This is a genomic window from Reyranella sp., from assembly GCF_965279625.1.
GTDB lineage: Bacteria > Pseudomonadota > Alphaproteobacteria > Reyranellales > Reyranellaceae > Reyranella.
Genome location: NZ_OZ257251.1, coordinates 5,068,904 through 5,080,528 on the forward strand (window position 1 = coordinate 5,068,904; position 11,625 = coordinate 5,080,528).

Annotated in this window: 14 protein-coding genes; 10 read left to right on the forward strand and 4 right to left on the reverse strand. The window is 60.9% G+C overall.

All coding sequences use genetic code 11. The annotated features are described in order from the left end of the window. Window positions 1–21: 21 nt before the first annotated feature. Window positions 22–558: a hemerythrin domain-containing protein gene (locus tag ACQY78_RS24635; protein ID WP_428680020.1), complete on the forward strand. Its 537-nt coding sequence runs from the start codon at window positions 22–24 to the stop codon at window positions 556–558. 123 nt (window positions 559–681) lie between these two features. On the opposite strand, the gene ACQY78_RS24640 is transcribed toward ACQY78_RS24635, so the two are convergent. After that, window positions 682–984: a hypothetical protein gene (locus ACQY78_RS24640; protein WP_428680023.1), complete on the reverse strand. Its 303-nt coding sequence runs from the start codon at window positions 982–984 to the stop codon at window positions 682–684. Window positions 985–1,143: 159 nt separating this feature from the next. On the opposite strand from ACQY78_RS24640, the gene ACQY78_RS24645 reads away from it, so the two are divergent. From ACQY78_RS24645 to ACQY78_RS24665, 5 genes are all read left to right on the forward strand, one after another. Continuing rightward, complete coding sequence (locus tag ACQY78_RS24645; RefSeq protein ID WP_428680026.1) at window positions 1,144–1,602, forward strand: hypothetical protein; 459 nt, start codon at window positions 1,144–1,146, stop codon at window positions 1,600–1,602. A 26-nt stretch (window positions 1,603–1,628) separates the two neighbouring features. Then, window positions 1,629–2,216, forward strand: coding sequence for a hypothetical protein (locus tag ACQY78_RS24650; RefSeq protein ID WP_428680029.1), 588 nt, complete (start codon window positions 1,629–1,631; stop codon window positions 2,214–2,216). A 149-nt stretch (window positions 2,217–2,365) separates the two neighbouring features. Further along, on the forward strand, window positions 2,366–2,635 hold the full coding sequence (locus ACQY78_RS24655; protein WP_428680032.1) for a hypothetical protein: 270 nt from the start codon (window positions 2,366–2,368) through the stop codon (window positions 2,633–2,635). A 158-nt stretch (window positions 2,636–2,793) separates the two neighbouring features. Beyond that, a complete protein-coding gene (locus ACQY78_RS24660; protein WP_428680035.1) occupies window positions 2,794–4,329 on the forward strand; it encodes a terminase in 1,536 nt (511 codons plus the stop codon). Window positions 4,330–4,788: 459 nt separating this feature from the next. After that, the gene (locus ACQY78_RS24665) at window positions 4,789–5,007 is read left to right on the forward strand and encodes a hypothetical protein (protein WP_428680038.1); all 219 of its coding nucleotides are present in this window, start codon (window positions 4,789–4,791) and stop codon (window positions 5,005–5,007) included. Here ACQY78_RS24665 and ACQY78_RS24670 read toward each other — a convergent pair. After that, entirely contained in the window at window positions 4,971–5,303 is a 333-nt protein-coding gene (locus tag ACQY78_RS24670; RefSeq protein ID WP_428686490.1) for a class I SAM-dependent methyltransferase, read from the reverse strand. The genes ACQY78_RS24665 and ACQY78_RS24670 overlap by 37 nt on opposite strands. Window positions 5,304–5,667: 364 nt before the next feature. On the opposite strand from ACQY78_RS24670, the gene ACQY78_RS24675 reads away from it, so the two are divergent. Next, window positions 5,668–6,762, forward strand: coding sequence for an FkbM family methyltransferase (locus ACQY78_RS24675; RefSeq protein WP_428680041.1), 1,095 nt, complete (start codon window positions 5,668–5,670; stop codon window positions 6,760–6,762). A 63-nt stretch (window positions 6,763–6,825) separates the two neighbouring features. On the opposite strand, the gene ACQY78_RS24680 is transcribed toward ACQY78_RS24675, so the two are convergent. Further along, the gene (locus tag ACQY78_RS24680) at window positions 6,826–7,812 is read right to left on the reverse strand and encodes a hypothetical protein (protein WP_428680043.1); all 987 of its coding nucleotides are present in this window, start codon (window positions 7,810–7,812) and stop codon (window positions 6,826–6,828) included. Between the two features lie 9 nt (window positions 7,813–7,821). Continuing rightward, window positions 7,822–9,678, reverse strand: coding sequence for a hypothetical protein (locus ACQY78_RS24685; RefSeq protein ID WP_428680046.1), 1,857 nt, complete (start codon window positions 9,676–9,678; stop codon window positions 7,822–7,824). Window positions 9,679–9,891: 213 nt separating this feature from the next. Between ACQY78_RS24685 and ACQY78_RS24690 the strand changes: the two genes are divergently transcribed. The 3 genes from ACQY78_RS24690 to ACQY78_RS24700 are packed head-to-tail and all read left to right on the forward strand — an operon-like array spanning window position 9,892 to window position 11,229. Next, complete coding sequence (locus tag ACQY78_RS24690) at window positions 9,892–10,452, forward strand: YidB family protein (protein ID WP_428680049.1); 561 nt, start codon at window positions 9,892–9,894, stop codon at window positions 10,450–10,452. Window positions 10,453–10,459: 7 nt separating this feature from the next. Continuing rightward, window positions 10,460–10,708: a GlsB/YeaQ/YmgE family stress response membrane protein gene (locus tag ACQY78_RS24695; protein ID WP_428680052.1), complete on the forward strand. Its 249-nt coding sequence runs from the start codon at window positions 10,460–10,462 to the stop codon at window positions 10,706–10,708. A 32-nt stretch (window positions 10,709–10,740) separates the two neighbouring features. After that, window positions 10,741–11,229 (forward strand): DUF421 domain-containing protein, encoded by a 489-nt coding sequence (locus ACQY78_RS24700; RefSeq protein WP_428680055.1) that lies wholly within the window; start codon window positions 10,741–10,743, stop codon window positions 11,227–11,229. The last annotated feature ends 396 nt before the right edge of the window (window positions 11,230–11,625 follow it).

Sequence of the window (11,625 nt, forward strand, 5' to 3'; positions counted from 1 at the left end):
TCCCGCTTTAGAGGAGAAAACATGGCTACGAACGAGAATGCGGTCGCGCTGCTGAAGGCGGACCATCGCAAGGTCGAGCAGCTTTTCGAATCCTTCGAAAAGGCCAGGACGGATGATCGTAAGAAGGCGCTCGTCCAGCAGATCTGCACCGAACTGATGGTGCATTCCACGATCGAGGAAGAAATCTTCTATCCGGCGTGCAAGGGCAAGATCGAGGACGAGGAATTGCTCGACGAAGCCTATGTCGAGCATGACGGGGCGAAGGTGCTCATTGCCGAGCTTCTGCAAGGCACCCCCTCACACGAATTCTACGAGGCCAAGGTCAAGGTGCTGTCTGAACTTATCAAGCACCACGTGAAGGAAGAGGAAATGCGGTCGGAGGGGCTGTTCGCCGAAGCGCGCGATGCCGGCGTCGATCTCGACGATCTCGGCGAGCGGATGAAAGCGCGCAAGGCCCAGCTCCTCACCCAGTTCAAGGAGGTTGGCAAGCTGCCGGCGCCGCAGACCCGTTCGTACACCGGACACAAGCTCACCCAGAGCCAGCCGGTAACGGCATAGTTCGCCTCAAGGGAGGGGCCGGCTTTGGCCGTTCCTCCCTTGAGGGAGAACAGACAGCGAAACCGAGACAATGAAAAAGCGCGACGCCGTAAGGCGTCGCGCTTTTGCCTAAGTCGAGTTGTTTTAGCGCGACGGAGTGGGCGTGGGCTCGATAGTCGAGACGGGATCGCTCCCGGGAAAGCTGTCCTTCAGGGCCTCGTCGAGCTTCCGCTCCATCCTCTCGGAATCCGAGCGCGGCTTGTCTGCCTTAGCGGCAGCCTTCTCGTTCCCGGAGCGGCCGATACGCTGTTCCAGCGCCAGCAGCTCCTGCTCCATCATCTTCAGGTCCGAACTCTCGCGATCGGACTCGGTCTTGGTTTCGCGCGCGCTGGCGATCTTCGCCTGGAGGTCGTCGCGTTCCTGCATGAGCAGTTCAGTCTTGGTCATCAAAGCCCCCTTCGGATCTGTGTGTGCAAGCAACGCCTGTCGCCTTGCGAAGTTGCCAGCCAAGTGCCGCCCAGCGTTCGTTTGCGAACCGCAACCATCGAAACGTGGCACGTTGAGATCGCGGCTGAAATGCTCAGCTCCCATTCGAGAGGAATGAAAATGAAGAAGATGTTTGCCCTCGCGGCCGCCGCGTTCGCCGTTGCCAGCGCTCCCGCATTCGCTGCCACGGACGCCGAGTGCCAGGACATGTGGAAGAAGGCCGACACCAACAGCGACGGCACTGTCTCGGGCGGAGAAGCCATTCGTTACATGTCTTTCATGCGAGTCGCCGGAATGACCGTTGCGACCGAAGGCACGATCACGCAGGGCGAGTTCATGACTGCCTGCAAGGCGGACACCTACAAGGTGAAGCAGGCCGATGCCGGCGCGCCGCTGAAGGGCTCGAACTCCTTCACGGAGGCCCAGGCCAAAGACCGCATCGTCGCCCAGGGCATGGATAACGTGACCGGCCTGACGAAGGACGGCGACGGCATCTGGCGCGGCACGGCGCAGCACGCCGGCAAGCCGGTCCAGGTTGCCGTCGACTACAAGGGCAACGTCGTCATGGCCAACCAGTAAAACCGAAGAACAAAGGGAATTCAAAGATGAAAACCGTTAGCCGAGCCTACGATAGCTACGCCCAGGCCCGTGCGGCCGTCGACGCCATCGAGAAGGCGGGCGTCCCGAGCAGTGACGTCAGCATCGTCGCCAACAAGTATGTCAGCGCCGAATATGCCGACGTCGATGACGTGAACAAGGCAGCCGCGGGTGCCGGCATCGGCGGCGCGGTCGGTGCGGGCGCCGGGTTGCTCGCCGGCCTCGGTCTGCTGGCCATTCCGGGCCTCGGCCCTGTCGTGGCGGCGGGCTGGCTGGCCTCTACTGCAGCCGTGGCAGCCGGTGGTGCGGCCGCCGGCGGGATCGTCGGCGCGATGGTCGAAGCCGGCACCGACAAGGAACATGCCGAGGTCTATTCGGAGGCTGTTCGTAGGGGCGGCACGCTCGTGACCGCGCGCGTGCCCGACGGTGACGCCTCGCGCATCGAGGCAATCCTGGCCGCGTCGAGCCCGATCGATCCCGTCGCACGTGGCGCGGAGTATCGCGCCGCCGGATGGAAGAACTTCGACCCCAAGGCCGCGCCGTACCGCCCCAGCCAGACCGAGATCGACCGGATGCGTGCCAATTGGCCGGGTTGAGCTGTCCTGAACGAAGCTAAGGAGGGGCCCGCTCGTCGGGCCCCTTTTTTGTGTCTGTCAGTTGGTGTGCAATTCTTGATGGAGACCGCGGCAGTCACGCAACAACCACAGCGTCCGGTCATTGAGTCAAAAAGGGAAAGGTGACTGACATGGAAACGGCGAGGACGCTTCTGGAAGATATCGCTCAGTATTTCGGCGGTCCCGCTACGCCGCGTGACCAACTCGACCTGCTGCGGCGCGACCGGCTCGATGCGGAGGCCGAGATCCGGACGGTCCTCGATAGGCTGGCGAGCAAGTATGGAGTGGCGAGCGAGGATGTCGACGACACGATGAACAGCATCGGCGCCGCCATTGGCGACATGACCTACGAGCCAGAGACCAAGTGTCTGGAAGAGATCGACGTCAAGCCGCCGGTGTGAGATCAAGCATTTACGGCCGCCGGTGGGTTCTCGCGCCAGGAGGAATACGTGCATCGCATAGGTTGTTGTGTCGTACTCCGGCTACCTCTCGTCAATTGATAACCGCGACTTCGATTTACGCTTGCAAAGGCAGGTCCGGGTCATCAGCAACTGGCATCTTGGCAGACGTTCTGGTTTCTTCTTCCTCGCCGTCCCCCATCCTCGATCCGCTTGGCGTCGAGGTCGGCACCTATGCGCACGATCCGCTGGGGTTCGTGCTGTTCGCCTTTCCGTGGGGCGAGGCGGGGACGGTTCTGGAGAAGGATGCTGGGCCCGAACCCTGGCAGCGCGATGTGCTGGGGCATATCGGCTCATCGCTCGGCAGAATCTCCGATGCCATCCGCATCGCCGTGGCCTCGGGCCACGGCGTCGGCAAGTCGGCGCTGGTGGCATGGATCATCGTCTGGGCGCTGGCGACCTTCCGCGACACGCGCGGCATCGTGACAGCCAACACGGCGACCCAGCTCAAGACCAAGACCTGGCCGGAACTCACCAAGTGGCTGCGGCTCTCGGTCTGCGCCGACTGGTTCGACATCTCCGCCACCACGATCGCCAGCAGGGAGCCGGCGCACGAGCGGACCTGGCGCATCGATGCGGTGCCGTGGAGCCTGCGGGCCACAGAAGCCTTTGCCGGCCTGCACAACCAGGGACGGCGCCTGTTCGTCGCCTTCGACGAGGCCTCGGCCATTCCAGATCCGGTCTGGGAGACGATCGAGGGCGCGCTGACGGATCGTGACACCGAGATCCTGTGGTTGGCGACCGGTAATCCGACGCGCAACACCGGGCGCTTCCGCGAATGTTTCGGCCGCTTCCGGCATCGCTGGCAGCGCCACCAGGTCGACGGCCGCAAGGTCTCGCTCACCGACAAAAACGAGATCTCGCGCTGGGCCGCCGACTATGGCGACGACAGTGATTTCTTCCGCGTCCGCGTGAAAGGCGAGTTCCCGAGGGGAGGGGCCATGCAGTTCATCGACGGCGAGACGGTCGAAGAGGCGGCGGCCCGTCCCGCCGAGAGTCACCTGCGCCAGCCGCTCGTCATGGGCGTCGATTGCGCGCGCGGCGGCGACGACCAGAGCACCATCTGGTTCCGCCGCGGCCGCGACGCGCGCTCCGTGCCCGCAATCAAACTGCGCGTTGGGGACCTGATGGTCCTATCCGGCAAGGTGGCGGAACAGGCGCTGCGGCATCGCGCGGCTGCGGTGTTCATCGACGAAGGCGGCATCGGCGCTGGCGTGGTCGACCGCGTGCGCCAGATGCTGGCGGGCCACCTCGTCGTCGGCGTCAACTTCGGCGGCCGCGCCGACCGCTACACATTGGGCGACGGCATGCCGCTCACCGCCAACAAGGCCGCCGAGATGTGGGCGTCCATGCGCGCCTGGCTGAAGACCGGCGCCATACCCGACGATCCCGAGTTGAAGGCCGAGCTGACGGGGCGCGAATACGGCTTCGATATGCACAACGCGCTGCGGCTCGAGAAGAAAGAGGACATGAAGAAGCGCGGCCTGTCCTCGCCCGACAATGCCGACGGACTGGCGCTCACCTTTGCCTATCCGGTGGCGGACATGCCCGAGGCGACTCAATTCGAGGCGGGCGGCAGAACGAGCGTAGCCGCCGCCGCAATCCAGTCCGACTACGACCCGCACGCCGATCTTTAAGCGCTGGACTCACACGGACTGCATTGGCATGGTCGGCGCCAGTCGCCCGCAGAGGCGACCGGGAGGCATCCTGGGCGACCGCTCGATCGGCCGACTCGGTGTCTGGAGGCCCGCCGTTCCCCTCTTCCCCGAGGGGGCGGCGGGCCTTTTCGATTGGCCGTGCACGTCTGTTAGGGCATCAAGATCCCGACGCGCGGACGTTCGACCCGGTCTACCCCAGAAGACCCTGATGCCACGGCCGACATCCACAATCACGGCCCGCACGCCTTCCCCAGCGCACAGAACTGCGATCCATGCCGACGCGGGAAAGGTTAGCCGAGAGGCAGTCCTAGAAGTCCTGCTTCTTTCGAATCCAGAATTGGTACATGCCGACAAACGATCCAAGGTTCTCACGCTCGAAATCGTGCCATTGTGTGAGGTTGGTCGCTGCTCGATCGTCTGGAAGCGTGCTCAGTATGATTGCAGAAAGCCGGGGCCGACGTCGAACTCCAGAAAAGTAATGTCATTCTCCTCGAGAAAAATCCCGATCTCGGTGAGCGTTACGTGATGCTCCTGAACAAGAAACAGAAGCTCGCGGCAACTGCTGATGCTGAACAGATCGGAGGGATGTCCGTCTGCGGATCCAGCTCCACTGCTTGCAGTCATGAAGTCCTGGCGCCTTCGGCGGTCGTGCCATAGCCCTGCGCCGATATGGATCCCCGCAGTCCAACCAGTTGCTGTCGCGCGATGCTGCTGTAGAGGCCGACAAACATGAACCCGCCAGGACGAAGTATCGATAGCAGAGTCCGCCATTTAATCCATGGATCGGCTAGATGGTGGAGTACTCCGCCGGCTTCGAGCAGGTCGAACTGTCTGTCGAGCGAGCCCAGCTTCAAGAGGTCCGCCTGGGTATACTCGATCGATGACACAGCTCGCTCGCGCGTCTTCCGAATAGCGTAGGCGAGGCTGTCTCGGCTCAGGTCGATGGCCAGAATACATACTGGGCGACACGGCCGGTGCGGGTGAGGCTGACGCCCTTGCCCTGCGCGCCAAGGCGCGCGCGAGGCCTACGATTACCAAGTGGCCGGAGTCGGCAACACGGGAGTCCTGGAAACCAACCGCGCGCTCAATTCGACGTCGAGTCCGAGCTATCTGGGCGCGGGGGCGTCACTCCTCTCGAGCGCATCGACGCTCGCGGACAAGTGGCGGAACTTCCAGGCGGAACGCTCCAAGTCTTACATCTAGAGCGTGTTGTGAAGTGAGTGCGGGTCCCAGAGTGGCCTTGCACTCGGTCGTCAAGTGCCAACAGGACACTTCAAGCCTCTATCCATAACTCAGTCACACTGGTAATTCTGCGTAATGTCAGGTCTGCACATCAACTACTCACCACGAATGACGGCCGCTCTAGTCGAAGCTGGCGCATTCAAGGAGCAACCGTTTACTGTCGTGGACGTCGGCGCTCGCGGCGGTGTCGCGTCGTATTGGTCTGTCTTCGGAGATCATTTGCGTATTGTCGGTTTTGATCTCGACCCTGACGAATGCGCGCGCCTCAATGCCCTTGACCCCCGGACGCAATACCTGCCCTATGCACTCGATGCTCAAAGCCATCGCCGGACCGTATACGTCGCCAACTATTCCGCTTCGAGCTCATTTTATCGTACTGACGCTACCTACTTTGATCGCTACACGGCAGGTCAAAATGCAGCTGTAATGTCGGAGCCGATGCTGGAGACCACTACGCTTTCCGCAGCGTTATCATCGATTGGTCTTTCCTCCGCGGACTTCATCAAAGTTGATGCTGAAGGTGCTGAACTCGATATCCTTCAGGGTGCGCAAGATCTGTTGCCCGGTTTGCTGGGCATCCTCTCCGAAATGCGCTTCACAAGGAAATTTTGCGGATGTCCGGAATATTGGGAGGTCGAGAAGTATCTGCGGGAACAATCATTTGAGCTCTACGATCTAGATGTCTACCGACTGAGCAAGAAGGCATTGCCGTATCCATATCTCTATTCCAACTACTTTGATGACGGCCGCCCCGCGGCAGGTCCATCAACGCAGGGGCAGGTACTTTGGGCGGATGCGCTCTATATGCGGGACCTGCTTGGTGCCAACCCCAATAAGCGAAGCCTAATCGTTGCTGTCTGTCTCTTTGAGATCTTTGGATTGAGCGATTGTGCCGCCGAACTAATCCTTGCGCACCGCGCTACGTTCGAATCGTTGGTCCCATCCGATGAGCTGCTCAATCTCTTGGTGCCGGAGGTTAAGGGTCGACGTCTGACCTATAGACAGTACATGGAAAGAGATTTGGTGGGTGACCACTTGCTGCGGCCTACCGATGGCAGACGTTTTCCTGAATCAGTAATCCCACAATATGACGGCAAATTTGTTCCGTCTTGGGATACCAAGAAAACAAAAGCGTCCTTTTGGCAGAGGATACTGGCTCTATTTGGTTAAGGAGCACAATGCACGGAGACGTTGGGTGTGCTCTCGCCTGTATTGTAATGGCGACGGTTGGAACTAAACAGCCCGATCAAACTCCATTAGAAGGCGGTTGATGTATCGATCGCGAAGCGTACCTTGTAGATGGGTCGGTACAAAGCGAATCCCTAAGGGACCTCTTTCGAGGTCGGCCGAATTCGTGTTCGGGCCAAGCCCGTAGCGCGCCCATATCACGAGTCGGTCCGTGCGAGTTGGGACGATGCCGCGATGCAGGGCGAGTGTATTGACGAGGAACATCGATCCGGCTGGCCCGGTCAATTGCACCGCGGCATTCTTGAAATGTTGCTCGCAGGCGAGAGAAAAGTCCTTGCCCATGTCATCCACGAAGCTGCGCTCGACGTCCATTTTCGAACGCCAAAACGGGATACCCTTGATCAGCTTCTTCATGCCCTCGAGGGAGTGCGACTCGGGCACGACCTCGTGCGGTCCTCCATCGGCAGCAACGTCCGTGAGGTAGATGAAGAGTGTCACGAACCGCCAGTCGTCCGTGTCGCGATGAAAATATTGCACGTTGGTCATTTCCGGCTTCGGAGCGACGAACGACCACCAGGCGTTGACTGAATATAGAGTTGGCACGCATCCGAGATAGGCTTCGATCAGATGCAGGAGGCGCGGATCGTTCATGGTGTCGATCAAACCAGGGGCCCGAATGACCGATTCAGCCGAGTAGGCAGCCAGCGGGAAATCCTGCCGTGCGGCAGCAAGTGATTTCGCACGACCGTCGAATGACAAGGCATTGGCGCCCTTGTGAACAGGCTGATCGTCGAAATACCGGCGCAACTCATCGACATTGGGCAGCGTCATAGGGACTTTGACATGCGAGCGGTCCCGCGAATTGCCTATGAGCCCATCGAAGTGGCAGGACGGCGTTTCTTCTCGAAGGTGCGCCTCGATCCCGTGACGGTCGCGTGCGATCATCTCGGCTACCTGGTCCCATTGATGCTTTGGCAGGCTGCGCCTGATCACAGTCAGGGCGCGTGCCGTGAGGTCTGTGTAAACGGTCATGTGACGACCTCAATTCAAGAACGTGCTTACGACGTCGCCGCCAAGTGCGCTTGCGTACGGGACGATGCGTACGTTCGCTGGAATTGGCTGAATCTGTTCGGGGGAGAATACGTAGTTGTGGCGGACGAGGCGATCGCAGCCAGATATGTGGAGATAGCAATTGATCGACCAGAACACCCTCATCTCGAAGATCGGGTAGTACATCTGGTCTAGGACGTTGTCGTTGATCCCTAATCTATCAAAGAAATCACGGCGGACGAAAATGGCGTTCCAGGTCGTCGCGGCAGCGAGTTCGTAGCCCAGCGCCGTGGCGAGTTCGATCAGAGCGCTCAGGGAGGCGCCGTCGTTCTTCAATGCACTGTCTTCCTGGACGAAAAGCACATCGTTGGGGATCGTCGGATTGAAATCGATCATGACGACGCGCGGCCGATATCCTCGGAGGTTCGCCCACAAGTGGTAGTCATTGCCCTCGACGTCGATGCAGAGGAAATCAATCTCGGTCGGCGCCGAAGCGCTCGCAAGCAGGTTGCCGAGGCTGTTGGTGCCGGTCGAGGCCACCGTTGCATTCACCGTTCGGACCCGGTCCGACCCCCGGTAGGTATTCTCGAGCTTCCCATAGACGGCGGCATCGCTCTCGATCATCAGTCCGGACCAGCCTCGATCACGTATGAGTGCAAAGGTATTGGAGAAGCGGACGCCGTCGTTTGCCCCTACTTCGACGCAGTAGCTACTGGCTGCGCCCAGCCTGTCGAACAGATGTGCGAGAATGCCGTCTTCGCCGCACTCGGACGACACGTTGTTCTGGAAGTCCAGCAACTGATTGGATGGAATCCTGGACCGGTCCAGACGGCCGGCATTCTCTTCCAGAAAGGTGTTTTTGTAAGTCAGTCGGGGTTGGAATACGCGGAGGCCTTCCGGCAGGACCTGGATGTCAGCGTCCGACACGTGGATGCGCTTGATCTCCCCGTTTCGGTCGCGTTGATGGCGCCAGATCAATTCCCGATTGCCGGCCAGGAAGAGGGTGCCGTCGTAGCTTTGAAACAGTCGAGTGTTCGCGAATGACCGGAACATGCCTTGAGGGGAATTGTCGCGGATCTCGAAGAGGGATGCGTATTCGTGGAGCACGAAGAGCGCGTTTCCACCGACGACGGCTATGAGATCGTAGCCTTTTTGCTTGCCGAGATCGCAGACTGCGGAGAGGGAAGCCGACGAAGGTCCGGGCGCGACCGGATCCTTCACATAGTAGATCTCCGGCGGGCAGAACTCGCTGAACTCGATCATCACGACCTTGGGACGGTACCCCTGCAGTGACTTCCAGATATGCCAGTCATTGCTGTCGATATCGATGACGAGGAAATCGAAATCCCTGAGCAGGGGAGTCCGCGCAAGCAGTGCGTCAAGGGATTTAGGACCATCGATTTCGATGAATTCATTGATGCAGTAAACATCCGGCAAGGCGGAGGAGTTCTCGACGAGCTTTGCGAAAGCCGTTTCGTTGGCTTCGATATAGACGGCCTTCCATCCGCGATTGTGTACGAGGTCCCATGTATTGGCGTTGAACTTGCCGTCCCAGGCGCCGAACTCCACGCACCAGCCGCCGGCTATCTCCAGCCGGTCAAGGATGTGGGCAATCACACCATCTTCCCCCACCTGGGACGTGATGGACTTGCCATAACGAATTAGAGGATTGTTTCGGTCGATACGTTCGCGTTCAGACGCCTCATCGGGGTAAATGACTTCGAGACGCCGCTTGCCGGAGCGCAAGCGTGCCAATTCTGGCTTAAGGAAACGATCCACCCACTGTAAGGTTTGGTCAAACACGCCCACATCCTCCGGCATAAATGGCGGCAGTTCTGAGCGTGCCATCACGCGTTACACGTCCCGTTTTGTGTGGGACATAGACCTGAAGCGAAAACCGCTTTGCCTATTTGGCGACTTGGGAGGCGTGCCGGCGGTGACCGAGGCACTGCCGGCAATCGAGGCAGAGCCGGTGATCATGAACTGTCCGTAGATCTCAACTAGCAACGCGCGGGCGGTTTGAACGTTGCTAGCGCACCAAATGCAATGTCGGAGATCTCGATGGGCCTGCTCGACGTTTTGACCGGAGTGCGCAACGGTCCGCGAGGCGGCAGCGGCGGTGGAGGGGGCATGTCGCCCGTCATGATGGCCCTGCTCGGCCTGCTTGCCTACAAGGCCGTAAAGGGCTTCGCACCCTCTGCAAATCCGCCTGAAGGGACGCCGGGCAAGCCCGGTGAGGCCGCCCCGCAGGGTGGTGGAGGCCTTTCCGACATTCTCGACCGGTTGGGGATGGGAAACAGCCCGCTCGCCCGCGGGTTAGGGGCGAGCGGCCTCGGCGGCATCCTGAGCGGCGGCCTGGGCGATCTCCTCAAGCAGTTCCAGGGCGCCGGCAAGGGTGACGTGGCCGACTCCTGGGTGAGTACCGGCCAGAACAAGCAGGTCGCCGCGGAGGAGTTGAGCGAGGTCCTCTCGGAGGACCAGATCGCCTTCCTGATCGAGAAGACGGGATTGCCGCGCGAGGAGCTGTTGAAAGGCCTGGCCGACGAGCTGCCCAGGGCGGTCAACGAGCTGACACCGACCGGCCGCCTGCCGTCCCCCGGCGAATTCGACAAAGCGATCTGAGGACCCGATGCTCTGGATCGTCGTCATCGGCTTCGTGGCCGGCGTCATCGCGTGTCTGCTTTCCTCGGCGCCGAACAAGCCCGCAGGCTTCCTTCTCACGACCCTTCTGGGCATCGCCGGCGCATTCGTCGCCACCTTCATCGGCCAGGCGGTCGGCTGGTACCGGGCCGACCAAGGCGCGGGCTTCATCGCGGCGACCCTCGGCGCGCTGGTGGTGCTGTTCATCTGGAACCGGTTCGCGGCCCGTCGGGCCTAGTCCCGGCGGCATTCTTCAGGCTGGAGCCTCTAATGGAGATCGACTGGGCGGCGATCTTTGTGCCGCGCAATTCCGTGCCCGAGCTCGTGCTGCGCGGCACGATCATGTACCTGCTGATTTTCGTCATGCTGCGCCTCGTGCTGCGACGGCAGGTTGGCGGCATCGGGACGGCCGACATTCTGGTGATCGTGCTGATTTCGGAGGTGTCGGGTAACGCCGTCTCGCCCAATGAGCAGTCGGTTGTCGAGGGGGGAATCCTGGTCGCCACGATCCTGTTCTGGAGTTTCGTCACCCAATGGCTGCAGTACCGGTTTCCGGCCTTCGAAAGGCTGGTCCGCGACCCCAAACTCAAGCTCATCGAGAACGGCCGCCTCCTGCGCAGGAACATGCGCAAGGAGTTCGTCACCCTGGACGAACTCATGGCCCAGCTGCGCGAGAACGGGCTGGAGGACTGCAGCGCCGTAAAGGCGGCCTACATGGAAGCAAATGGCTGTATCAGCATCATAAAGGCGAAGGAATAGCGGGGCCGGCTTCGCCGCCGCCCTAGTGCCGGTGGCGTCGCGCCCCTAGGAGCGCTCACACCCGCAGCTCTCGCGATGAGTGCGCGTCGTCTCCACGGCCTCCATCCAGATCGCGTGCGCCGCCGCCCTGATATCTTCAGGATACCCGACCAGGCGTTCATAGCGCTCGCGCGCTTTGCGTTCGGCCTCCAACAGTTGGGCAAGGGTGGGTTCCGAGTGCCTGTTCGATGTGACCATGGGATGCCAACACCACTGTGGCGCCGAACGTTGCCTCGGATTCGGTCGTCACTTGAACCTGTCGGCCGGAGGCGGCGGCAGCGCTGGCCAGCCCTTTTGAACTTTGCAGGCCAACCCGCAAGGGCGGTCAAACAGGCTGCGCCCATGACTTCGAAGACA

Bases quoted from the DNA above. Each gene is read 5' to 3' on its own strand.
- ACQY78_RS24690 (WP_428680049.1), top strand. From the start codon at position 9,892: ATGGGCCTGCTCGACGTTTTGACCGGAGTGCGCAACGGTCCGCGAGGC.
- ACQY78_RS24695 (WP_428680052.1), top strand. From the start codon at position 10,460: ATGCTCTGGATCGTCGTCATCGGCTTCGTGGCCGGCGTCATCGCGTGT.
- ACQY78_RS24675 (WP_428680041.1), top strand. From the start codon at position 5,668: ATGTCAGGTCTGCACATCAACTACTCACCACGAATGACGGCCGCTCTA.
- ACQY78_RS24700 (WP_428680055.1), top strand. From the start codon at position 10,741: ATGGAGATCGACTGGGCGGCGATCTTTGTGCCGCGCAATTCCGTGCCC.
- ACQY78_RS24645 (WP_428680026.1), top strand. From the start codon at position 1,144: ATGAAGAAGATGTTTGCCCTCGCGGCCGCCGCGTTCGCCGTTGCCAGC.
- ACQY78_RS24640 (WP_428680023.1), bottom strand. From the start codon at position 984: ATGACCAAGACTGAACTGCTCATGCAGGAACGCGACGACCTCCAGGCG.
- ACQY78_RS24685 (WP_428680046.1), bottom strand. From the start codon at position 9,678: ATGGCACGCTCAGAACTGCCGCCATTTATGCCGGAGGATGTGGGCGTG.
- ACQY78_RS24680 (WP_428680043.1), bottom strand. From the start codon at position 7,812: ATGACCGTTTACACAGACCTCACGGCACGCGCCCTGACTGTGATCAGG.
- ACQY78_RS24655 (WP_428680032.1), top strand. From the start codon at position 2,366: ATGGAAACGGCGAGGACGCTTCTGGAAGATATCGCTCAGTATTTCGGC.
- ACQY78_RS24635 (WP_428680020.1), top strand. From the start codon at position 22: ATGGCTACGAACGAGAATGCGGTCGCGCTGCTGAAGGCGGACCATCGC.
- ACQY78_RS24650 (WP_428680029.1), top strand. From the start codon at position 1,629: ATGAAAACCGTTAGCCGAGCCTACGATAGCTACGCCCAGGCCCGTGCG.